The organism is Paenibacillus flagellatus (assembly GCF_003217775.1).
Classification (GTDB): domain Bacteria; phylum Bacillota; class Bacilli; order Paenibacillales; family NBRC-103111; genus Paenibacillus_AB; species Paenibacillus_AB flagellatus.
This window is the reverse complement of the sequence record NZ_QJVJ01000003.1, coordinates 103019-126117: the sequence shown is the minus strand read 5'-3', so window position 1 is coordinate 126117 and position 23099 is coordinate 103019. Positions and strand designations below refer to the sequence as shown.

Below are 23099 nucleotides of genomic sequence, written 5' to 3'. Positions count from 1 at the left end.
GAACGATGCTTCACGTCCAAATCGTGTTATTCGACGGCTTTGATTTGATGGACGTCATCGGTCCATATGAAGTATTTGTCGCCGCCAAGATGCTGAGCGGCGCCGAAATCGACGTGAGCTTGGTAAGCGCCGAAGGCGCGAGGACGGTGCAAAGCGGGATGAACGGTCCCGGTCTTGCGGCTGTCGGCAAAATCGATCCCGCTCGCGGAGGCATTTTGATCGTTCCCGGTGCTATGGGCACCGTGGACCTCGACGACTCCGATCCGGATGCCGTCACGACCAGACTGAAGCAAGCGACGGAGACCGAGCTGAAGGCCGCTCTGAGGCAAGCCATGGAACGGGAACAACTGACGGTCGCGACGGTTTGCGGCGGCGCGCTGCTGCTCGCTATGGACGGCTTGCTTGAAAATCGTTATGCCGTCACCCATCACTTGGGAATGGAGGTGCTAGGAGCGACCGGAGCCAAGCCCGTCCCTGCAAGAGTCGTCACGGACGGCAATCTGGTGACCGGAGGCGGCGTCACTTCGGGGCTCGACGTCGCCTTGTATTTGATCGAACGAGAGCTGGGGCCGCAAATCGCTCACGCCGTCGAGAAACTGTTTGAATACGAGCGAAGAGGCACCGTTTGGCACGCGACTGGGATCCCGCCGCTTGCATCGCGGCAAGCACGGAACGATCTCGAGGAAGCGCCCGACGATACCCTGGTCCCTCCTATGGCTGAGCACGACTCCTCCGCTCGCTTCGACGGAACGTGGGATCTCACTCTCTTCACGCCGGTCGGCAAGCTAACGTCCGTCTTGACGATCCATACAACCGACGGCATTGTTCAGGGCACCATGCAACAAGGGGATGAAGTAGCCGCCCTGATCGATCCTCGCATACAAGACGATCGGATGACGTGGTCGCAAACCGTCAGGAAACCGATGCGTCTACACTTGAAATTTGTCCTCACCGTTCAGGGAGATAGATTGACAGGGGTTAGCAAGGCGGGCCTTCTGCCTTCTTCGAAAGTGGAGGGGGTACGCAGGAAAGAGTAATCTTCGAATTCCAGACATCGGGTGCAAAAGACGGGATCAGGCATCGTTGCCGATATGCGACAACCAGTTGATCCCGTTTTCGAATGGCGGGCAAACATGTGGTACTCCCGGCTTGCCGTTCGACCGAATCTGCACACGGACTAACACGGACACGGCTGGCACAAACGCGCTTGCAGCTTACAAGGACGCACCGTGCTTCAGCAGCAGTTCGAATACGTCCCGACTCCCCGCCGCTTTGTCCGGTACGACCGCTCCCGCTCGAATCAGCGCTTCGACCACGGCGGCGTGACGCTTCTCGTGCGAACCGTTGCCGTGCAACGAACCGTGGATGGCGCTGTCCAACGGCGTTCCGCCGTATCCGTTCTGCGCCGAGACCGAAGCACCATAAGACAGCAGCACCCGAACCGTGTCGAGATGACCGAACCAAGCCGCGATATGCAGCGCCGTTCCCGTCTCTCGACTTACGGCTACGTCGAAGCCGACCTCAAGCATAAGCCGTACGACGTCCGCCCTTCCCCGTTCGGCAAACTCCAGCAGCATTTCGCGATCGTCCGCCGTTAAGATCGAGAGCAAATCCGGATCCTTCTCAAGCATACGGCGCACGCGATGTTCGTCGCAAGCAGCGCAGGCACCGAGGAATCGGTCGACTTTCCCCTCTTCCCGCATGGCGCCGTGACGAAGCAGCAGCTCCGCGACGTCGGACTCTCCGAACCGAACCGCGAGAACGTATGCGGTTTTGCCGTCCGTCCTCCGGGCATCGCATTCGGCTCCATGCTTCAGCAGCAGTTCGACGATCGGAAGAGATCTCCCCCGGTAAACGGCCCAATGCAGCGGGGTATGACGCTGCTCGCCCAGCGTAAGGTTCGGGTCGACCCCATTCTCCAGAAACCAACGGACGCCGATTTCGTCTTCATAATCGAGCTTCCGAAACAAGGCGGGAGTCGCATTGACGTCGACGCCGTAGGCATGAAGCAGGTCCAGGCAGTCGATTCGGGAGAGTTCGGCCGCATGATAGAGCGTCTCTCCGTCATTCGGATTCGCTCCGGCCTCGAGCAGCGCCCGGCCAACCTCCATATGCCCGGCTATCCCCAAAGCTCCGTATAGGACAGGCAGCTTTCGCTCATCCGGATCGTCCGGATCCGTGAAAGAAGCGTTCGGATTCGCCCCGCCGGCGAGAAGCATGCGGGCGGCTTGCGCAAAGCTAACGCTCTTCTCGGCATCTTTCAGCATCCGGGAGAAGCATAGATACAGGATCGGCTCCGCGTGCAACGGTCCTCCCGGCTTCGTTGCTGATGCAGGGTCCCGCGCCAGTATGGCGGCAACGGCATCCGCATCCCCCGTCGCCGCGGCCGTGTAGATGCTCGATCGAGGCAATTCCGGATGAGCGACCAGTATCGCCCTGGCGAACGCTTCATTCCCTTCCGTAACCGCCTGCAAAAATTCGTCCGACCAGTTCCGATTTCGCTGCACGTCCATCACCCTTATATAAGATTGAAGCGGAAGCACGTTCATGTCTTTGCCCGCGTCCTCCTCCAGTGCCCGCTCGGCCTCGCGGATCGCTTGAAGGGCCAGCTGCAGCTTCCAAATGCTGCGCTCGATCCACTCCCGCTGCATCGAGAGCAGCGACGGCAGTCGGATATCCTTGCTATCGACGATTCGACGAATTTCCTTCAACGAAAATCCGACGAACTTCAACGTCGTAATGTGCTGCAGCCGGATCAAATCTTCTTTCGCGTAAAGCCGCTGCCCCGACTCGGACCGGCGTCCGGGCTTCATCAAACCGATGCGCTCGTAGTATCGCAGCGTACGCGTCGTTACGCCCGCCAGCTCCGCGAACGCTCCGGTTCGGTACAACGTCTCGTCTTCCCGCACGATTCCATCCGCCCCCTTCATTTGAATTCCGCGTATTCATCATAACCTGTGACGTAACGTCAAAGGCAAGCTTCTTCCCGAAAAAAAACGGGCAGGACGATGCACGGAAAAGAAGCCCGACTCCGGCTTGTCCGGATCGGGCTTCTTAGGAAGGGGCGGCGGGTGGCCCGCATCACTCCCCGAATTCCACATTATGATACACTTGCTGAACGTCCTCCAAATCCTCCAGCGCGTCGATCAGCTTTTCGAATTGCGCCTGCGCATCCTCCGGCAGCGTCACGTAATTTTGCGCTAGCATCGTCAGCTCCGCAACGGTAAAGTCCGTTACGCCGGCTCGCTTGAGCGCTTCCTGAACCGCATGGAACTGGTCGGGGTCGGCGTAGACGATGACGGAGTCGTCCTCGTCGACCAAATCGCGTACGTCCACTCCGGCTTCCACCAATATGTCCAGCACTTCCTCGCTCGTTTTGCCCTCCAAGCCGATAACGGCGGTCTCGTCGAACATATAGGCGACCGAGCCGCTAACGCCCAAGCTTCCGCCGTTTTTCGTAAACGCGGAGCGTACGGTCGACACCGCCCGGTTCACGTTGTTGGTCAGCGCATCGACGATGATCATCGATCCGTTCGGACCGAAGCCTTCGTAACGAAGCTCTTCGTAGCTCTCTTCCCCGCTTCCTTTCGCCTTGTCGAGCGCCCGGTCGATGATCGATTTCGGCACGTTGTACGTCTTCGCCCGTTCCAGCACGACCTTCAGCGCTCGGTTCGCTTCCGGATCCGGCTCGCCCTTCTTGGCGGCAACGTAAATCTCGACTCCGAATTTCGCATAAATCCGACTCGTGTTCGCATCCCTGGAAGCTTTCTTCTCTTTGATATTGTTCCACTTGCGTCCCATTCTCTTCCCGCTTTCTTGTTTGTTCTCGATTCAGTCGTCTTGTCCATTATACCGCTTTAGAACGAACATGAAAACAGCGTCGAATTTAGTATACATAACAAATGTTACGTAAACTATCATCTCGAATTCTTTGAAAATAGTTGAATCAACGAGACGATCCATCCAGTCAAGGGTGCGGCCTCTAGCATTTACTATTAGCAAATCCACGAAGGATGGTGATCCTATGAAAAAAGCAAAAGCGAAAGTCATGAGAAAGACGAGAACGATCCGGTTGAGCAGAGCGCGCATCCAGCAAGACCTCGGAAACGGTTTTCTTCGCTCCGTTTTTCCGTCCCGGACGATCGAACCCGGCGAATTTCTGACGATCAATTTGACGCCGGCGCCGGGAAGAGTCGTCGTCAATGCGGGCTGGACGATCAGCGGCTTGAATGAGGCGTATGCGACGGATAGCTTCCCGAGCAGCACGACGAACTGGGTTTTGATTCTCCACAATCCGACGGCAACCCAAAGAACCGTCATACCGTTTCTGATTTCCAAGACGAATTAGGGCATCATTCGCAGCCCAATAAGTCCAAAGAACAGTCCCGGGAGTTCGCGCTCCCGGGACTGTTCTTTCGATTTCGCAAAACGGCCGTTATCGGTCAACAATCTCCATAAACTCCACTATTCGTTAATCTCATTAATATTACATGCCATAAATCGTTTGACGAGACCGCTCGCCCCTTTAACTCCCGTTAAATATCCGACGAGACGAGTCCGGTGGCCGATTCAAGGAAAGGGCGTTGGGCAAAATGCCGGACGCGCGGTATAATGGTAAAAATATCCGAATTGGAGAGGATCGCGCTTGCTTCGTACGTTTGCCGTAACACGGGACGGAAACCGGATGGCCGATTTGCCCTTGGAACAATTGAACGGACCGGACATCGGCTGGTACTGGGTCGATTTCAACGCGCCGACCGAGGAGGAAGCCCGCGCGCTGGAGCTTCACTTCCGCTTTCATCCGCTTGCCATAGAAGACTGCTACCATCTGCTCCAGCGGCCGAAGCTCGATCATTACGGCGACGTTCACTTCTTCGTCCTGCATGCGCTCGATCAAAAATCGTTGTCCGCCCGCGAAGTCGACGCGTTCGTCGGACCGGGCTTCCTCGTCACGTTCCACCATCAGGAGCTCATGGAATTGGATGATGCGTGGGAACGGATCACGAGCGATCGCTCGTTATGGACCAGGGGGCATCTGTACGCGATGTATACGGTCGTCGACAAGCTGGTCGATCAATATTTCCCGGCCGTCTACTTGATCGAGGACCAACTGCTCGAAATCGAAACGACAGGCGGGCCGAGCGCCAGCCGGACGCTCATGAACGACGTGTTCGACATTCGCTCGAAGCTGTTGAAGCTTCGGAAGACCGTCATGCCGATGCGGGACTTGCTGTACCGGATCGTCAACTCGGAGCGGGTTGCGGGGCTGAAGGAGCAGCACGTTTATTTCACCGACATCTACGACCATCTGCTCAAGCTGTCGGAAATGATCGAGGCGAACCGCGAAATGACGGCGGATATGCGGGACAATTATTTGTCGCTCAGCTCGAACCGGATGAACGCGATCATGAAGCGGTTGACCGTCATTACGACCGTCTTCATGCCGCTGACGTTCATCGCGGGAATCTACGGGATGAATTTCGATTTTATGCCCGAGCTTCGTTGGCAATGGGGATATTTTGCGGTGCTCGGCGTCATGCTCGGCATCGGCGCCGGCATGTTCGTCTGGTTCCGCCGGAAGGGATGGTTCGAGTAAGGAAGCCGCTTTTTGACAGCGGTCTTCGACAGCATCCTCGGACGGCGTGGCTTACAATGAGGGAAACTAGCAATCTCTTAAAACGAAGGAGGCCGAACGATGATTCACCCGGAAGCCGCCGTCTTGTCGGAAACGTTGCCGCCGCATCACCCCGATCGTGCCGACATGGCGCAGGAAGCGGCGCGAAAGCCGAAGCTGTCGATGAAAGTGCTGCAGCAGCATATTCGCGATCTGCAGGAAGAAAACCGTGCGCTCGCCCAACGCTTGCTTTTGCTGGAAAGCCGGATCGTCGAGGAGCAGCTGGCCAAAAGCGAAGCGGCGGCAGCCGTGGAATCGCCGCCGGGTTCGAACGGGGCTCTCGGCATTCATCCGGAATCGGAAAGCGGCAGCCGAAACTCCATCCATAACGACTCGAACGACACCGTTTCGGACGCCCCTCAGCCGATACTCATTCCGCGTTCCGTCCGCCACCCCGCTCGCAAAAAAACGCCGTTTTTCGTACTTTTGCTCGGTCTTTTCCGGTTTCGCTGACCGCCGCGGCTCCTACAGCTTGTATTTCTCCATGAGCGGGACTCCGACGCCGTTCAACAACCGTTCCAGCACGAACCAGCCCATCCGTCGGTCGACGGGCAAATGCCGATCGTACACGGCGCTGTATTCGATTTCCGCGACGGCTCCCCGGTTCCGTTTGAATTGCGCCGCGCCCGAGCTTTCATGCAGCAGAAGGCCTTTAGCCGCGGCGATGTCGAGCAGGACGGCGGACAGCATGCGGTACAAGCCGGTTTGCTGCGGAAGCGACGTATCGTACCCGAATACGGGCGTCGTCATCACGCCGCCGCGGTCATAGCAGCCGAGCACGGCGTCGAGCCGTCCGCTTTCCTTGTGGCGGAGCGCGTGAAGCTCCAGCAGCTTGCCGCTGCGGACGAGCTCGAAGAAGGCGTCGCCGAATTGCGGATTGTAATACGAATATTTGTCCAAATATAACGCCCGGTACAGCTCGGCTAGCCGGGGCATATCCTCGGGCTTAAGCGATTCCGGACCGACCGGCTCGTAGCCGTGCTTGTCGAGCAGCGCATAATCCCGCTTCAGCAGCCATCGGGCTTTTGCATTGGGCGCCAGGGGCCCGGAGCCGCGCCATAAGTAAACTTGCCGGCTCGGCACGAGCCGGAAGCCTCTCCGCTGCAGCCGGTCCATCAAATCGCCGTTGATCGTCCGGCACAACGAGCGAAACACGATCGTATGCTGCGGGAACCGGGCGAGCAGCAGCCGAAATGCTTCCTCGGTCTCGTCGGCGCCCAGCTCCGGGTACAGATTCGTCGACAGCAGCCAATTGTTGACGTGAACCGCACGGTTGAAGCGGCTCGCCTTCAAGAGCAGAGCGAGGGCGTGAGTCGCCCCGCGGAGCCAAAATCGGGCCGCCCCGGAGCGCAGCAGGTACAGCTCCTGACGGGCATAGCTCGCATAATGGGTGTACGGCGAGCAAACGTAGGAGTTATCGTATTCAGTGTCGTTGACCGTAACCGGCAGGACGGTATCGTTCAGCCGCAGCGCGTACAGGTCCGCCTTAATGTTCGGGACGAACGCGTCGATCGGCCTCCGGCTTAACGGGAGCAGGAACCGTTTGGCGTAGTCTCCGTCCGGCGTCCGGGGCCAGTCGATCCGCTCGAACGAGTGGCTATCGAACAAGATCGGGCTCGGGCACATGCTCGAATCTCCTTTCCACCCGCCGCAGCTTCACGCTTCCCGGGACGAAGTCGTAGTCGTCGAATTCGATGGCCGGCATCCGACAGCCCAGCCTCGCGCACAAGGCGGCGAACGACTGCGCGACGAGCCCGCGCGTTTCGGCCCGATAGGCCGGATCCACGCCCAATTGGACGGTCATCCGGTCCGGCGCATGGAGTACGACGCGATACGCTTCGATTCGCTCGGAAGCGGAGAGGACGGCTCTCGCGATAAAATCGGGAAAGACGCGAACCCAACCGGTCCCGTCCGACGCCGGGAAATAAAACAGGTCGTCGCAACGCCCTTCGATCGACTCGATCGCCAGGAACGGCGAACCGCACGGACAAGGCTCCTCGCGTCCCGTCAACAGATCGTTCAGCCTGTACCGGACGATCGGCTGGGTCCGTCTGGAGAAATCGGTGACGATCGGGACGAACTTCCGCAGCTTGCGGTCGACGTATTCTTTTTGGATGACGACCAGATCTTCATGGATGTGGACCGTCCCGTAAGCGCAGGTCGACCCGAGGCAGCCTTCGGTGCATTGGTACACCTGGTGTACGGTTTGACCGAACGACTCCTCGATGCGGATACGATCGAGCGGATCGAGCGCTTCGGCGATCGAGACGATCCGTGCGGGCCGAATCGATAGCGCTCCGTCTCTTCGCTTGTCGGCCAGCAGCCGCAGCATCGACGGCGGCGCGACGAGCAGCGTCGGCTTCTGCTCCCCGAGCCGGGCCAAGTGCGACGAGAGCGGGTCGAGCAAATCGTAAAAGGCGAATTGCAGCCTCCCGCCTTTCACCGTTCCGTACAAATTGCTGTCCGCCCGCAAAAAAAACGCGATGCGATGTTCGTCCCGGACGGAGCCGGGCAGCACTTTCGCCAGCATCGTCCCCGCCCATGCGAGGCGCTCCTCCTTGCTGACCACAAACAGCCCTCGGTTGCCCGACGTTCCGGAGGATAGGCCGATCGTCACCCCGCCGATCATCGGCGTAAAGTCGCGCGTTCGTTCCGCCCGCAGCGCGAGCGCGAACGCCTCTTCCTTGCGGATGCCGGCCGTATTCAACCGGTCGAAATGGTTCATCATCGCGGTTTTGTCGATGATGGGGAACTCCCGCCACTGCGACAAGTCCCGATTCGCCCAAAGCTCCCGGAAGTAGGGCGATTCGCGCCTGACGCGCGCCAAATGCGCCGTCACCCGCTTTTCCTGCCACCGCTCGAGCGACGCACGGTCGGTCCAGCCGCTCATCCGCCGTCTCGTCAGCCAATACCGATACAGGACGAACAACCGATCGAGCCGTTTCCCGATCATAACGGTTCACCGCCCTGTACCCAGTCTTGCCACACGTCCGGGCAATGCGAAGCGACGATGCGCAAGTGCGGAAAACGGCGCCGCAGCCCGACCAGCTTCCCGAAGCTGTCCGCGTAGGCGCGGCGATCGGGCATCAGGAAGCCCGCGATCGGATGAGGCGGGCGGTTGTCGCGGACCGCCTTGCCCGACCACGCCGCATCGGCGCACAGCAAGTAATCGTGACGATCGGTCGCGAGCAGCAGCCCGATCTGTCCGTCGGCGTGTCCCGGAAGCTCGACCGCCAGCACGCTGCCGTCCCCCAGCACGTCCCATGCGTGCGGAAACGGAAAGCCGGGAGGCGCCGCCAAGCGCCGCTCGGGCCCGATCGGCGCAGACCGCTCCTCGAACCGCTCCGGCAGCAGCCCCGGCAGAAACGCCCTGCGCAGTGCGGACAAGCCGCGCAGCCGTTTCACCGCCTCGTACGCCTCAGGCAAATAAATGAACCGTGCGTTCGGGAAATCGCGCAAGCCGGCGATATGATCGGCATGGAAATGCGTTACGACGATCGCGCTCACCCTTTCCGCATCGATGCCGCAAGCTTCGAGTTGAAGCCAGGCGCTATCCTCCCCGCGAAACGTAACCGGCGTTACGGCGCGATACAGCCGGGCCGGCAGACGGTCCGTCACCTTCATAAACCGGTCCGCATAGCCGGTATCGACCAGCACCGTACCGAATGAAGGGTGCTCGATGCACGCGAATAGCGCCGGAATCCGGCAGGCGCGCAGCGCTCCTCCCCGTATCGTCACCCATTCGGGATGCGTGCAGTAGCCGGTCGCGAACAGCCGCAGCCGGACTTTCGGCATGGAGCGCAATGGCCGATCTCCCGTATCGTCGCGACGATCGTCGTCATGTTCCTGCATCATAGGTTGATTAGCCACTCCTTCGCTGCGATGCCTTATGTATGGTGGGACGGAGGCTATCGGGCTTGCGGATCAGCTCGGCTCGCCGCCGCGGCTGTCGAGCCATTCGGCGTAAGCCGACATGCCCGCTTCCACGCTTACGGTCGGCGCATAACCGAGATCGCGGCGAGCCGCTCCGATATCCAGCGTCTGGCTGCGGCCGATCATGCCCGCCATTGCCCGGGTCAACAACGGCTCCCGCTTGCCCGGCAGCGCCCGCGCGGCCAGCTCCATAAGCGCGGCCGCCGCATAAGCCGCCGCGAACGGCATCGGCTTGTACCGGACCGGCTGCCGCAGCAGGGCGAACAGCCTGTCGACCGCCGATGCGAACGGCATCGGCTCGCCGTTCGAAATGTTGTATATGCCGCCGACCGCCGACGCCGGAGCGGCTTGACCGAGCAGCATCGCGTCGACCGCGTTGTCGACGAAGGTCAAGTCGATGAGCGCCTTGCCGCCGTCGATCAGCGGAATGCCGCGCGTCGCGTTCGCTTCGAGCAGCCGGGGCAAGATCGACCGGTCCCCGGGGCCGAACAGCGCCCGCGGGCGAATGATGACCGCCGGCAAGCCTAGCGCGCACGCGTCCAGCACCCGCAGCTCGGCCAGCCGCTTCGTGGCCGCATACGGACTCGCCTGCCGGGCGGGAAGCGGGTCCGATTCGCGCACGTTCACCCTGTGCGAGCTTCCGAAGTAGACGCTCGGCGTCGAAACGTGGATAAGCCGCGACACCCCGTGCTTCCGGCAGCCCGCCACGACATGCTCCGTCCCCCGGACGTTGGCGTCGTAGAATGCGGAATACGGGCCCCAAGACGCGGACAAAGCGGCGCAATGAAAGACGGCGTCTTGTCCGGCGCAGGCGGCCTCGACGCCTTCCGCATCGCGGATGTCCCCCTGAACGAAACGGATGTCTTGCCGACGCAGCTCCTCGCGCTCGGCCGTCTGCCGAGCGAGTACGGCGACGTCCCACCCGTTGTCCCGCAGCGCCGACGCAAGCCGTTTGCCCAAAAAACCGGTCCCGCCGGTCACGAGCGCCTTCATGGCCACTCCCCTTCCCCGTTCCATTCGATATCGGCGGTCATGGCCTCCATTATCGACCGTCCCCGCGCACGGGCGATCCGGCGAAGCTCGTTCAGCATCAGCGGCTGCTCGAAGAAAGGCCGCGGGTCGTCCCGGCGGTATACGGCGTCGCGCGCCGAAGCGAGCTTCCCGAGCCACGTCCGCCAGCCGCCTGCGGCGGTTCCGCTCCTCCAGCCGAGAGCGAGCATCGGCAGGGCGAGCATCGTGCTCGCCGACGGCTGCGGCTCGACGATCGTGCCGCCGAGCGAATCGGGATCGAACAGCGCGTCGGCGATCCGCTCGCCGTTGCCGAACAAATGAAGGCCGCTCGTGGCGCGGGGATTGCATTCGATCGGATACAGCCGGCCGTCGTCCGTCTCGATAAAATCGAAGGCCAGCTGCCCGGTGAAGCGCTCCAGCCGGGCGAACGCGCTCACCCATTCCATCAGCGCCGGATGCCGCAGCGGCTCGAAATAGTAGCACGCCCCGCCCGGGACCGCATACGTGACGGCATAGGCGGCATGAGCCGTCAGCCTGCCTTCGTGCACGATGCTGTACGTACACAAGCCGCGTCCGCGGATATACTGCTGCGCGACCCACGGATAGCCGCTCTCCGCAGGGAGCCTCGACCCGCACCGAGCGCGCTCGGCCGGTCGGCCGGCGTCCCCGTCCGTCCTCGGCTTTACGAAGCGCACGTGAGTGCCGGAGCGGGAAAACGCCGGCTTCAGGACGCAGCCGTCCGGCCATTCCCGCTCCCGCTTGTCCGCCGGCGGAGCGTCGACGGAAAGCTCCATCATGTCGCGCCACTCCGACGGATCGGCGAGCAAACGCGTCGCCGGCACGGCAAAACCGAGCTCCTCTGTCCGCCGGATGAACGACCATTTGCTGTGCAGCCGGCGCAGCTGGCCGATCGGCGCCGCGAATACGCGGCATAGCCGCTCGAGCCGTTCCTTACCGGCGGATACGTAGAAGAGCTCCTCGCACGTCGGAACGATCCAGTCGATCGCTTCCCGCCGGACGACCTGCTCGAGTCCGGCCAAAAACCCTTCCGGGTCGATCGCCGGAGCCGGCACTGCGGTGCGGCTCGCCACGGCGTTCGAGACGCGGCACAGATAGTACCGCAAGCTTTCCGCGACGTGCACCTCGCACCCGGCCGCCGCGAGCAGGCGGGCCATCTCCAGGGCGACGGGTGCCCGGCCGCCCGTCAACAGCACCTTCGGCCGGGACCGAGAAAGGCTAGGCCCCTCTCGTCGTCCCCCGGACGGCTTAGTAGTCAAGGACGACGCCCCCCAACGAGAGGCCGGCGGACGTGCCGATCAGCAGCACCCGGTCCCCGCGCTCGATTCGGCGTTGCCGGATCGCTTCGTGCAAGCCCATCGGGATCGACGCCGCGATCGTATTGCCGTGGTCCGGCGTAATGCTCATCAGCCGATCGTCGGCGATGCCCAGCTTGCGGGCGAGCAGCCGCATCGCCATGGCGCTTCCTTGATGCGGGACGACGAGCTTGACGCTGTCCAGCCCGCAGCCGGCTCCGGCCAGCAATTTGTCCAGAAAGGCCGGCAGCTTCTGCGACGCCATCCGGAACAGCGCGTCGCCCTGCATGTCGAACAAAAAACGGTCGGCGGTATCCGCCGAATAAGCCGAGGCGTGCAAGGCGCTGCCGCCGCCGCGTATTTCCGAGTAGCGGGCGCCCGCACTGTACGTCTCCATGCGGGCGTACAATAGCTTCGACGGCTCCTCCGCTCCGGCCGGTCCGATCACCGCCGCCGCCGCCCCGTCGCCGAACAGCGCGGCGCTCTCCTTATGCCGCCAGTTCAGCCCCTTGGACGCCACCTCGGTCGATACCAGCAGCACGTACCGGTACCGTCCGGCGGCGACCATATAGGACATGACGTCCAAACCGGCGACGAAGCTGAGACAGGTCGTATTGATGTCGAAGGCGGGGACGCCGGCATGCGGCTGCCCCATCGCCTCCTGGATCAGGGCGGCCGTGCAGGGAATCGGCTGCTCCATCGTGCCGCTCGTGCAGACGAGGCAATCGATGTCCGCAAACGTCAAGCCCGCCGACTCCAGTGCCGCATAGGCCGCCTTCGCCCCCATCTGCGAGGCGGTTTCGTCTTCTATGAAATAACGTTCGATCACGTTCGTTTTTTGCCGGCTCCACCCTTCCGGAACGCCGAGCGCCCTATCCATCTCCGTATCGGAAACGCGTCGCTTCGGCACATATTTGCCGGTTCCGACGATTCGTACTTGGCGATGTTGCACATTGCACCTCCGCTTTCCGGCGTCAAGCCCCAAGATGTCGGTTACTTGTATTGTAATGGAAAACGCGCGAGGAGGAAGTACTAACTTTTTCTAAGCCCGCTTGCGGAGGCGGCATGACCCACGCGGAGGAGACCGGCCTGCAACGGCAAAAAGCCCGCAAGCGCCGCTCGCGGGTTGTTCGTTGCCGTATTTACTTTGTCGCTATTACGACAGCATGCCGGGCTGCCCCTGCATGCCGGCCGGACGTCCTTGCTGCGTCTGCTGCACGAGCTGAATCGCCGACTGGATTTGCTGATTCAGCTGCTGCAGCTGGCGAATTTGCGCGTCGGCCTGCATTTGCACTTGATTTTGCGCCTGCTGCACCTCGCGGGAGATTTGCGAAAGCTGCTGCTGCACTTGAACCATTTGCTGAGCCGAATTCGTCAGTCCCGTCGCGGACAACGCTTGTTGGGCTTGTCTCGCCTGCATCATCTCGCGATTCGCTTTCTGCTGCACGAATTGCTCGTAGGTCAAGCCTTGCGAGGTGCCGTTCATCGATTGAACCGGATTGTCTTGAAATTGCACGCGGATCCCTCCATCGCTAATCGTGCGGCCGTCTGATCGGCGGCCGTCTACCGATTAGCATGTCGCGCCCGAGGAAATTTTATCCGGTCGCTTCGCGACCCATGGCGTCGGCCATCGACTTCAGCTTGACGATCGTGTTCCAGTTGCGCGACGTCGAAAGGGTGCCGAGCTTTTGCAGCCGGGCGGCCAGCTTCGAGTCCAGCACGCTTTGCCGGAACAGCAAGTAAACGGTGAAGCCGTCGAGACGAAACTCGTCTCCTCCGACAGCGGCGTTCGTCAACGAATCGAGGTCGTCCTGCGAAATCGGCTCGACGAGCAGCGACACGTGGAGGCTGGCCCCTTCCGGCAAGGTGTCCGGCGCGTACGGACAGCCCGCAACGATCCGGTCGAATTCGTCGGCCGTTCGCAGGACGACGGCGGCCGGGACGCCGAACGTCTCCCGGATGCCTTCCTCGATACGAGAACGCAGCTTGTCCGCATCCTCGTCCGATTCGAACAGCACGTTGCCGCTCTGGATATACGTCTGCACCCGCCGGAAGCCCATCCGCTCCAGCATCGACCTTAATTCGGCCATGTTGACTTTATGTTTGCCGCCGACGTTCACGCCGCGCAGCAGCGCGATATAAATCATGGCGCGTCTCCTCTCACCGTGCACTCGTCCTGCGGACACGATCATGAGCCGACCGCGTTCCGACGTTCGTCCATTGTAGCACAACGATCGTCCCATCGCTTGTAGAAGACATAACATTTATTATGTCTACTTATTCAATCGAAAAAGCACCCAAGCTCTCGGCATCCTCCGATGCAAGAGCTTGGGTACAGCCAACGAGGCGCTTTCTATTGTTGAACGATAATTTTTCCCTTCATGAACGATTTGTGCGGCTCGCAGTAGTACGTATACTCGCCCGGCTTGTCGAACGTCAGCGTGTACGACTCGTTCATGCCGAACAGTGGCGTCTCGAACAGCGGCTTCCCGTCGACGGTCGCATCGGATACGACGTTGTGCTCGGCCGGGTCGCGGTTCGTGAACTTGATGCTGTCGCCGGCTTTGATCGTCATTTCCGGGACGAAAGCGAAGTTTGCGATGTCCGTTTCGTGCACGGTCCCGGCCGGCGCGCCCGGCTTCTCCTCTTCGGCGGCACCGGCGGGCTGGATGACGTACCAGACGTTGTTGACGCCTTGTCCCTTCGTATCCCCGGCCCGCTCGTCCTTGGCGAAATAGTAGAGCGGACTGCCTTTGTACGTCGTCTGCTTCGTGCCGTCGTCGCGGACGATCGTACCGAAGTCTTCGGCTTTCAGTCCGTCAGCCGCAGACGGATAGGGGGAATAAAAGATCGGCCAGTTCGCTTCGCACGTGCCGGAGCATACGCTCTTGCCTTGACCGTCCTTCGTAAACAAGTACAGCGTCCTCCCGTTCGAATCGGTCAAGTACGAGCCCAATCCTTCCTTTTTCGCGACCGTTGCGGAGGAGAACCGGACGACGAACCAGACATCGTTGACGCCTTGCCCGTTCGCGTCGCCCGCTTTTACGTCCTTGGCGAAATAATAGAGCGGCTTCCCCTTATACGTCGTCTGCTTGCCGCCGTCTTCGCGCACGATCGTCTTGAAGTCGGCGGCGTTCAGCCAATCGGGCACCAGGATGTTCTCGGCATAGTAGATCGGCCAATTGACCGCGCATTGGTCTTTGCAGGCGCTCGCGTTGTCGCCGTCCTTCGCGAACGTGTACAGCGTCTTGCCGTTCTCGTCGACCAAATGCGATCCGAGCTTATCGTCGGTTACGACCTCGATGCGGGCCGCCTGCGCCTGCGACGCCTGGCCGGCGTCGATCGCCTTCTGTTCGGCCAGCACCTCCGCGAGCGAGCGGTCTCCGCCCTTCACGCGAAGCTTTAACGCTTCAGCGGTAGCGGCCGCGATATGGCCGTTACGCAATGCGCCGGCATCGGCGATTTGGGACAATCCGCGTGTTGCCGCGAAGCCGATCGTGTCGGCGTAAGCGAAATCGGCATCCTGCTTGTAGCCGAGCGCATCCAGCAGCACCTTGTAATACTGCTGCGCCGTCACGCCCGACAGCGGATCGAACCGGCCGTCCCCCGTGCCGGTCCAGCCCAAGCCCGGATTCGCTTTCAGGTACGCCATAATCGCTTTATTGGCGTCCCCGACCAGATCCGCATCGGAGAAATTGTCGGCGCCCTTGAAGGCGAGCGCCTCCTGCTCCAACCCCTTCAGCCGCAAAAACAAGATCGCCGCCTGGATGCGAGTCGTCGTCTTCGCCAGGTAGGCGGGCGTTACGCCGTTCCCGTCCCCCTGCAGCACGCCGAGCTCCGTCACCAGCTGCGAGTCCGTCTTCACGTTGGCGGCCGCAGGTTCGTTCGCGGCCAGCGCCATTTGCACGGACGACAGCATCATCGTCCCGGCCATCGCGATGGCCGCCAGTTTGCTTCGTACACGCATTCGTCCATTCCCTCCCGTTTCCTCGTATGATTGAAAAGGCTTGCAAAGGAGGAAACGGACGGGCCGCCGAAACGGTTTTCCGTTTGCCTCCCCGTTTCGGCTTTTGTATAGTGGTAAGAGGAGAACGGTTCGAAATCGTCCGGCCACCAAACGTTACGTAATATTTCTTATGTAAACTTTCTATTTGTGACAAGACGGAAAGCGAGGGTTGCCCGATGAACGTAATCAAACAGAAAGACCGGATCGAGCTCGATAAAAAAGTGCCCTCCATGCCCTGGTACGTCGAAAAATTCATCAACTACAAGCTGCCGGACTTGTCCCCGTCCTCGCTGCTCGAATATGTGCGCGATTACGAGACGTTTTTTTCCTGGCTGCTGGCCGAAGGGCTCAGCGACGCGACGGCGATCCGGGACATTCCGCTGGAAACGCTGGAGAAGCTGCGCATGGACAACATCGATCATTTCAAAATGTTTTTGTCCACGAAAAAAGAGCAGTCGAATACGAAAACGACGATTTCCCGCAAGCTCTCCTCCCTCCGCTCGCTGTTCCATTACTTGAGCCAAATCGCGGAGGACGACGACTTCTACCCGCTCCTGAAGCGGAACGTGATGGCGAAGGTCGAAATCAAGCGGACCCACAAGCCGAAAGATACGGCCGCGAAGCTGGAAGGCAAGCTGCTGCAGGAGGCGGAAATCGAGGAGTTCATCGATTACGTCGCCACGGGCTATCCCCAGGACGTCTCGCGCAACAAGCAGGCGCTGTACGCGCACGAGCTGAACAAAATCCGCGACGTCTGCATCGTCAGCCTCATTTTGAATTCCGGGCTGCGGGTGTCGGAAGTCGTCAATTTGAACGTGGACGATCTGGATTTGAAGAAAAAGCTCGTCTACGTCTACCGCAAGGGCAAAAACGACGAAACGTTCAAAACGCCCGTCTACTTTCGCCAAGAGGCGGTCGACAAGCTGAACCGGTATATGGAAATCCGGCAGGCGCGGTACAATCCCGACAAAAGGGAAAAGGCGCTCTTCCTGGCCGTAGCCAACGGCCAAAAGGAAGGCAAACGGATGACGAAGCGCGCCATTCAGGAAATGGTCGTGAAATACGCCAAACATTTCGGGAAGCCGTACTTGTCCGTCCATAAGCTGCGGCATTCGTTCGCGACCGATTATTATCTCAGCAACGACATCTACAAGACACAGGAGCAGCTCGGCCACGCTTCGCCGGAAACGACGCAAATTTATGCGCACTTGACCGACAAAACGATGGCCGAAGCGATCGACCGCCGCGAGCGGGACTCGTAGTGTTCATCGTTACATAATATATATTATGGAAACCATCAGCCGTTACAGCGGATCAAGCTGCACTTGGACCTGCTTCCCGCTCGTCTGTACACCCGTCTTCGGTTTCCCGACCGACTTCAATTCCCGAATCAAGCCGTCAAGCAGCTCCTTCGCCTTGGCGGCTTCTTTGCCTTGGATGCGGACGACGAACAACGCCGCGTCTCCGGCTTTGAGCATCGTCTCCGCCTGCCGCCGCTTCGTGTCGAGATCGTGCTCCTCGATATGGGGCGTCAGCCGGATCTCCTTCACCTTGGCGGGCCGTTCGCTCTTGCGCGCCTGCTGCGCTTCCCGCTTCGCGTCCGAGGCGGCGATCAGCCTGCACGGCGGCGGGCTGATCGCCAGCGACGTGCAGACGAGGTCCACCTTGAGCTTTTTCGCCATCGCCAGCGCTTCGGCTGTCGGCACGACGCCCAGCGGTTCGCCGTCCAAGCCGGTCAGCGTCACTTCGGACGCTTTTATTTTCTCGTTCATGATCATCGCTTGCAATCACGCTCCTACTCGTTTGGTCAGGTCCAGGCTCTTCCTATCATGATCGAAACCGTCCCCCTTTTCAACCCGTATCGCGAACGTATGCGCCTAAAACGAGTCATCTTTTCGAACGTTATGGAATAGAGAAGAAAACGGGGTGATTCGAATGAACAAGGAACAAGACCGCTATGCGCTGGACGCCTTATTGTCTCCTCTGAACGGAGGCCGACTGTACGCCGGTCAAGACTTGGCGCTGCGTCGGCCCGTTCTCGTATACGAAATTCCGATCCGGGGAACCGGCTCGACCGACGAAACGGTCCGGGCGATCGGCCACGCGTCGCCCAGCTCGGGCAAGCCGCCGTTTCTCCATCTGCTTGACGTGGAGGTCGGCGCGGATTCGATCCGTGTCGCGATCGATTTCAAGAAAGGGCAGCCTTTCCGGCAGTTCGTCCGGATGCAGCCGCTGCCGGTGCAGGAAGCGGCCGCCATCGTCGCCGAATTCGGGGAAGCGCTGCTGGATGCGGCGGAAGACCGTGCGCTCGACGTCTCGCTCGACCCGGACAACGTCTGGGTGACCGACGATCGCAAGCTCCACCTGATCGACGGCTGGAGCCGGAGCGAACGGGGCGAGCGGCTGTCCAAAAGCGTCGCCGGCCTGCTGTTCCTGCTCGTCACCGGGGACGAGCGCGTTCCGGCCGACAGCGAGCGGATCGCGCATGCGCTCCGTCAGTCGATGCGCGACGCTTCGCCGGCACTGAAAAGTATGGCGGTATCCGCCGTCGTGAACGCTTGGCGGGAGCAGCTGTCGCTCTCGTCGCTTCTCCAGCATCTGGGCCGATTGTCCGAAGCCTCGACGGTCCGCGGCCGCGAGACGACGGCGGCGCGGCCGGCGATCGAGGACGTAAGGCCGGCGAATGCGCCGCGGAAGGCGGAATCGGCGGAGACGGCTCGGGCGTTCGTCCGGCGCATCGACGACGAACCGGCGGAAGACGCCGGGACGTCGGAGCGAGTTCGTCCGGAGCCGGCCGAGGACGGCGTAACGGACCAGTCCGAGCCGGCGAAGCGGCGCTCTCCGCTGCTTCGCGTCGGCAAGCGGATTTGGCAGGGCTTGGCGTTCGCCGTCATCGGCTTGACCGTGTTCGCCGTCGCGTTCGTGCTGCTCGTCGAGACGATGTCCCGCGGCGATAAGGAAGCGGCGGTACCGGCAGGAGCGGCCGTCGAGGAGAAGCCGCAGACCGGCGGCGCGCAGAAGCCGGAGCAGCCGGCAAAGCCCGGTCCGTCCAACGCTTCCGAAAAGCCTGCGGATGCCGCCAAACCTCCGGCGGCCGGCGGCGAAGGCAGTTCGAATGGAAACGGGAACGGCGGCACCGTCGCCGCCACCGAAGGCGATACCGTCACGGTCCCCTCGCTCGTCGGGCTGTCGAAGGCCGATGCGGAGAAGCAAGCTTTGGCCGCCGGACTCCGGTACTCGTACTTTCTCGAAGCGAACGCCCAAGCGGCGGCGGGTACCGTATTCAAGCAAGACCCGGCCCCGGACGGGAAAGTGGCGAAAGGCAGCCGGGTGACGTTTTACGTCAGCAAGGGCTCCAATCCTTGACGAGCTCAGCGACCGCGGCAAGCCGAACGGCCGGCCGAAACGCACTCCCGCGTTCCGGCCGGCCGCCTTTAGGTTGCCGGACCGTATTTTCATTTTCGCCATCCGGCCCTCCCTCAATCGTCGCCTTCGTCTTCCTTCCCTTCGTTTCGCCCTTTCTCCTTGCCTTTCCCCTTCTTCTCCTCTTTCTCGTCCTGTTTGCCCTTGTCGTCCTCCTCCTTCTTCTTCGCTTGACCCGGCGGCGTCTTCCGGCGATCGTCGTCCTTCGCTTTCCCCGGGACGGATTTGCCGGCGTCGGTTGGCTGCTTGAACGCCGAGACGGGAACGTCCTTCAACGCCAGGCTCATCATCTCGCGAAACACGAGCGCCGGGTTATATCCGCCCGAGGTGGACAAATAATGGCCCCGGTCGGTCTGATCGTAGCCGATCCAGACCGCGCCGACGAGCTCCGGCGTATAACCGACGAACCACGCGTCCTTGGCGCCGTCCGGGACGCCCGCGAATTCCGCCGTTTCCGGCAGCTCCGTCGTACCGGTCTTGCCGGCGGTCGGACGATCGAGCGCGCCGTTCGACGCGGTGCCTTCACGGACGGCGTCCAGGAGCAAGCCGGTCATCGCGAAGGCGGCCGACGGCTCCATCGCCTGCACGGGAGCCGCCCGATGCTCGGCGAGCACCCGGCCGTCCGCCGTCGTCACCTTCACGATCGTATGCGCCGGCATCATGACGCCGAGATTCGGGAAGGCGCCGTACGCCTGCGCCATTTGCAGCGGCGATACGCCTTCCTGCATGCCGCCGAGCGCCAAACCGAGGTTGTCGTCTCCCGCGGCGAGCGGGATGCCGAGCTTGGCGACGAACGCTTTGCCCGTTCCGAGGCCGATTTCGTTCAACAGCCAGACGGCGGGGACGTTCCACGAACGGATGACCGCTTCCCTCATCGTCACCTCGCCCCGATAGCGTCGGTCCCAGTCGGTCGGCCGGTAGCCGTTAATGTCGAGCGGGCCGTCGTACAGCTTCGAATCGGGCCGGTACCCTTTCTCGAGTGCGGGCGCATATACCATGAGCGGCTTGAACGTCGAGCCGGGCTGCCGCTTCAGCTGCGTCGCCCGGTTGAAGCCGCGGAACACGCGTTCGCCCCTTCCGCCGACGATGCCGCGCACCCCGCCCGTATACGGGTCGACGATGACGGCGCCGCTTTGGACGATCCGGTCCTGGGCGCTCGCGGGGAACAGCTTGTCGTTCTTATACGTCGTCTCCACTGCGTCCTGCACCTTCGGGTCGAGCTCGGTGTAGATGCGCAAGCCTCCGGCCAGCAGCTGCCGTTCCGTAAAACCGTACTGACGGATCGCCTCCTCGATCGCCTGGTCGACGTACGAGCCGTATCGTCCGCGAAGACCGTCGTCGCGCCGTTGCGTCACGACGATCGGCGAAGCTTTCGCCTCGGCGCGCTCCTGCTCGCCGATGTAGCCTTCCCCGGCCATCAGATCGAGCACGAGGTTGCGCCGCTCGAGCGCCTTCTCTTTATCCCGGAAAGGGGAATAGTGGGTCGGCGCCTTCGGCAGGGCGGCCAGCATCGCGCACTCCGCCAGCGAGAGCTTGTCGACGTCTTTGCCGAAATACGTCAGCGCCGCCTGCTGGACGCCCCACTGTCCTTCGCCGAAATAGATCTGGTTCAAGTACGTCTCGAGAATGCGGTCCTTGTCGTACGTCCATTCGATTTTGAGCGCATAAGCCGCTTCCTTCAGCTTGCGGGACAGCGTCCTTTCCTGCGACAAAAACAGGTTTTTGGCGAGCTGCTGCGTAATCGTGCTGCCGCCCTCCGAGACGCCGCCCTCCTTCGCATTGCGGAACAAGGCGCGGACGATGCCGAAACCGTCCACGCCGGCATGATCGTAAAACCGCTTGTCTTCGACCGCGACGATCGCCTGCCGAAGCGCAACCGGAATCCGGTCGAGCGGCACGGGATCGATTTTCGACGACGACAGCTCCGACACCGGCTCCCCGTTCCGGTCCATCAGCTGCGTCGGAGCGAGAAGCGGGTCCGCCAGCTTGCCTATATCGAGCGACCGGACCCATAATCCGACTCCCGCGATCGCCAGAAGGAACATCGCTGCGATCCCGATCGCGATCCAACGCCGATATCGTCCGGCGGCTTGCGCCCATTTGCGTACATGACCCTTCATGATCTCTCTCCCCCGGTCCATTCGTATCCGTCGTACAGATACGTATTCGAGCGGGGAGTCCGATTAAAGGGGGGAGCGGCCGCCGTGTCGAAACCGATGGCGAATCGGATCGACCGGCGCGGTTGCCCGGGAAATGCAGCCGGGTACGCCAAAAAGCCGGCCTTCCGGCCGGCGGCACGCTTCGACGAAAGGGGACGCGAGAAACGTTACCGTCGCTCGCGCCGCCGTCTATACGCTTCGTACCCCATGATGAAGGCCGAGGCCCAGCAGGCGCTGGCCAAATAGCCTCCGACGACGTCGCTCGGGTAATGGACGCCCAAATAAATCCGGCTGACGCCGATCGCGGCAATGATCGACGCGCCAAGAAGGAGCAGCGCGCCGCGCCACGCTCTTCCCGGCATACGCTTCCACAGCAAGTAGGCGAGGATGCCGTACAAGGCGAGCGCGCCCATCGAATGCCCGCTCGGGAAGCTATATCCGTATACGTCCACGAGCCATTCCGCCTCTTCGGGCCTCGTCCGCCGGAAAATCGCCTTGAGCGACACGTTCAGCAGCCACGAGCCGAGGCCGACCGCCGCCAGCAAGACGAGCTCGGTGCGAAACCCGAGTCTCTTGTACAGAAAGGCCATCGCGACAATCGTGATAACGCCGGCCGCTTGTCCGGAGCCGACCCAAGTGACGGCTTTCATGAACGTCGTCAACGAGTCGCTCTGCATTCCCCGTATATACGCCGTGACGACCCGGTCGATATTCGCCATATGGGGACCGCCCACGGCGAACGCCATAAAGCCGAAGCCGGCGGCGCACAAGACGGCGGCGACGAACGCCCGGCCGAACAATCGCTTCTTCATGTCCAGGGTGAGCTCTCTCCTTCTTTCGTTCCGCGGAGGGGATCGTTCGTCATGAAATACTTACAGTCCCGTAAGAAGCGCCTGCACGCCGGATGCGACGAGCAGCAGCATCGTCGCTCTTCGAAACCAGACCGGGCTAAGCCGTCGGGCCGCCGCGGCTCCGATGTATTGGCCGGCGAAGATGGCCGGCACGAGAAACGCCGCTTGAACAAGCTCGGCCGGGACGACCCGGCCGCTCGACAATTGGATCGTCAAGCTGACGGCGTTGACCGCGCTATAGTAGGCGATCGACGTACCGCGGAAGACGTTCTTCCCGACATCGGCCGACAGCATGTACAGAACGACCGGCGGACCGGGCATTCCGACGCTGGCGCCGAGAAAGCCCGACAATAGCCCGGCTCCCCTTCCGCCTCCGAGCGGCAGACGCATCCGGATCAGAAGCGGAACGGCGAACGCCAGAATCGCGACGCCGGCCGCCGCCTTCAGCCCTTCCACGTCGAGCAGGAAAAAGACGAGTCCGCCGAGCGGCAGGCCGAACGCGCTGCCGGTCAGCAGCCGGCCGAGCATCCGCCTGTCGGCGTCCCGCACGACCTTGGGCAGCGTCGACAACGACGATAGAAGCGAAAGCGCAAGCGCCGTCGAGACGGCCGAATGGTCCGGATTGACGAGCAGCAGAAGCGGGATCGCCATAATGGCGAAGCCGAACCCGGTGCCGGTCTGCACGGCGGCGGACATGACGACGATCAAAAACGTCCAAATCCATTCCAT

The 23099-nt window shown here is 61.5% G+C and carries 21 protein-coding genes; 6 read left to right on the top strand and 15 right to left on the bottom strand.

Annotated features, from left to right (window positions below):
• Positions 1-5: 5 nt before the first annotated feature.
• Positions 6-1037: a DJ-1/PfpI family protein gene (locus DLM86_RS07195; protein WP_110839315.1), complete on the top strand. Its 1032-nt coding sequence runs from the start codon at positions 6-8 to the stop codon at positions 1035-1037.
• A gap of 177 nt (positions 1038-1214) precedes the next feature.
• Here the strand turns inward: DLM86_RS07195 and DLM86_RS07190 are convergent, their stop codons facing one another.
• Both DLM86_RS07190 and DLM86_RS07185 read right to left on the bottom strand, forming a co-directional pair.
• Positions 1215-2930 (bottom strand): ankyrin repeat domain-containing protein, encoded by a 1716-nt coding sequence (locus tag DLM86_RS07190; RefSeq protein ID WP_110839314.1) that lies wholly within the window; start codon positions 2928-2930, stop codon positions 1215-1217.
• A 151-nt stretch (positions 2931-3081) separates the two neighbouring features.
• Complete coding sequence (locus tag DLM86_RS07185; protein WP_110839313.1) at positions 3082-3801, bottom strand: YebC/PmpR family DNA-binding transcriptional regulator; 720 nt, start codon at positions 3799-3801, stop codon at positions 3082-3084.
• A gap of 223 nt (positions 3802-4024) precedes the next feature.
• Between DLM86_RS07185 and DLM86_RS07180 the strand changes: the two genes are divergently transcribed.
• The 3 genes from DLM86_RS07180 to DLM86_RS07170 all read left to right on the top strand — a co-directional run bounded on the left by DLM86_RS07180 (position 4025) and on the right by DLM86_RS07170 (position 6127).
• The gene (locus DLM86_RS07180; RefSeq protein WP_110839312.1) at positions 4025-4348 is read left to right on the top strand and encodes a hypothetical protein; all 324 of its coding nucleotides are present in this window, start codon (positions 4025-4027) and stop codon (positions 4346-4348) included.
• A 297-nt stretch (positions 4349-4645) separates the two neighbouring features.
• Positions 4646-5596, top strand: a complete 951-nt coding sequence (gene corA / locus DLM86_RS07175) for a magnesium/cobalt transporter CorA (RefSeq protein WP_110839311.1) — start codon at positions 4646-4648, stop codon at positions 5594-5596.
• A 99-nt stretch (positions 5597-5695) separates the two neighbouring features.
• A complete protein-coding gene (locus tag DLM86_RS07170; RefSeq protein ID WP_110839310.1) occupies positions 5696-6127 on the top strand; it encodes a hypothetical protein in 432 nt (143 codons plus the stop codon).
• 12 nt (positions 6128-6139) lie between these two features.
• Here DLM86_RS07170 and DLM86_RS07165 read toward each other — a convergent pair whose 3' ends face one another.
• The 9 genes from DLM86_RS07165 to DLM86_RS07125 all read right to left on the bottom strand — a co-directional run bounded on the left by DLM86_RS07165 (position 6140) and on the right by DLM86_RS07125 (position 15898).
• The gene (locus DLM86_RS07165; RefSeq protein WP_110839309.1) at positions 6140-7300 is read right to left on the bottom strand and encodes a GNAT family N-acetyltransferase; all 1161 of its coding nucleotides are present in this window, start codon (positions 7298-7300) and stop codon (positions 6140-6142) included.
• Complete coding sequence (locus tag DLM86_RS07160; RefSeq protein WP_110839308.1) at positions 7272-8627, bottom strand: F390 synthetase-related protein; 1356 nt, start codon at positions 8625-8627, stop codon at positions 7272-7274. Before DLM86_RS07160 ends, DLM86_RS07165 begins: the two co-directional genes overlap by 29 nt.
• A complete protein-coding gene (locus DLM86_RS07155) occupies positions 8624-9529 on the bottom strand; it encodes an MBL fold metallo-hydrolase (protein ID WP_245954390.1) in 906 nt (301 codons plus the stop codon). The genes DLM86_RS07160 and DLM86_RS07155 overlap by 4 nt, the downstream gene beginning before the upstream one ends.
• Positions 9530-9598: 69 nt before the next feature.
• Positions 9599-10600, bottom strand: a complete 1002-nt coding sequence (locus DLM86_RS07150; RefSeq protein WP_342773057.1) for an NAD-dependent epimerase/dehydratase family protein — start codon at positions 10598-10600, stop codon at positions 9599-9601.
• Positions 10597-11826, bottom strand: a complete 1230-nt coding sequence (locus DLM86_RS07145; RefSeq protein WP_146250170.1) for an ATP-grasp domain-containing protein — start codon at positions 11824-11826, stop codon at positions 10597-10599. The genes DLM86_RS07150 and DLM86_RS07145 overlap by 4 nt, the downstream gene beginning before the upstream one ends.
• Positions 11827-11884: 58 nt before the next feature.
• Entirely contained in the window at positions 11885-12883 is a 999-nt protein-coding gene (locus DLM86_RS07140; protein WP_110839305.1) for a beta-ketoacyl-ACP synthase III, read from the bottom strand.
• Positions 12884-13087: 204 nt separating this feature from the next.
• Entirely contained in the window at positions 13088-13447 is a 360-nt protein-coding gene (locus DLM86_RS07135; RefSeq protein WP_110839304.1) for a hypothetical protein, read from the bottom strand.
• 79 nt (positions 13448-13526) lie between these two features.
• Positions 13527-14078 (bottom strand): DUF1697 domain-containing protein, encoded by a 552-nt coding sequence (locus DLM86_RS07130; protein WP_110839303.1) that lies wholly within the window; start codon positions 14076-14078, stop codon positions 13527-13529.
• A 206-nt stretch (positions 14079-14284) separates the two neighbouring features.
• A complete protein-coding gene (locus DLM86_RS07125) occupies positions 14285-15898 on the bottom strand; it encodes a plastocyanin/azurin family copper-binding protein (protein ID WP_110839302.1) in 1614 nt (537 codons plus the stop codon).
• A 215-nt stretch (positions 15899-16113) separates the two neighbouring features.
• Here DLM86_RS07125 and xerS point away from each other — a divergent pair, with 215 nt between their 5' ends.
• Entirely contained in the window at positions 16114-17199 is a 1086-nt protein-coding gene (gene xerS, locus DLM86_RS07120; RefSeq protein ID WP_110839301.1) for a tyrosine recombinase XerS, read from the top strand.
• A 42-nt stretch (positions 17200-17241) separates the two neighbouring features.
• On the opposite strand, the gene infC is transcribed toward xerS, so the two are convergent.
• The gene (gene infC / locus DLM86_RS07115; RefSeq protein WP_110839300.1) at positions 17242-17715 is read right to left on the bottom strand and encodes a translation initiation factor IF-3; all 474 of its coding nucleotides are present in this window, start codon (positions 17713-17715) and stop codon (positions 17242-17244) included.
• A 157-nt stretch (positions 17716-17872) separates the two neighbouring features.
• Here infC and DLM86_RS07110 point away from each other — a divergent pair, with 157 nt between their 5' ends.
• On the top strand, positions 17873-19303 hold the full coding sequence (locus DLM86_RS07110; protein ID WP_110839299.1) for a PASTA domain-containing protein: 1431 nt from the start codon (positions 17873-17875) through the stop codon (positions 19301-19303).
• A gap of 113 nt (positions 19304-19416) precedes the next feature.
• On the opposite strand, the gene DLM86_RS07105 is transcribed toward DLM86_RS07110, so the two are convergent.
• The 3 genes from DLM86_RS07105 to DLM86_RS07095 form a co-directional block, all read right to left on the bottom strand.
• Positions 19417-21480, bottom strand: a complete 2064-nt coding sequence (locus DLM86_RS07105) for a transglycosylase domain-containing protein (RefSeq protein WP_158289369.1) — start codon at positions 21478-21480, stop codon at positions 19417-19419.
• 206 nt (positions 21481-21686) lie between these two features.
• Positions 21687-22331: a phosphatase PAP2 family protein gene (locus DLM86_RS07100; protein WP_110839297.1), complete on the bottom strand. Its 645-nt coding sequence runs from the start codon at positions 22329-22331 to the stop codon at positions 21687-21689.
• A 60-nt stretch (positions 22332-22391) separates the two neighbouring features.
• Positions 22392-23099, bottom strand: coding sequence for a sulfite exporter TauE/SafE family protein (locus DLM86_RS07095; RefSeq protein WP_110839296.1), 708 nt, complete (start codon positions 23097-23099; stop codon positions 22392-22394).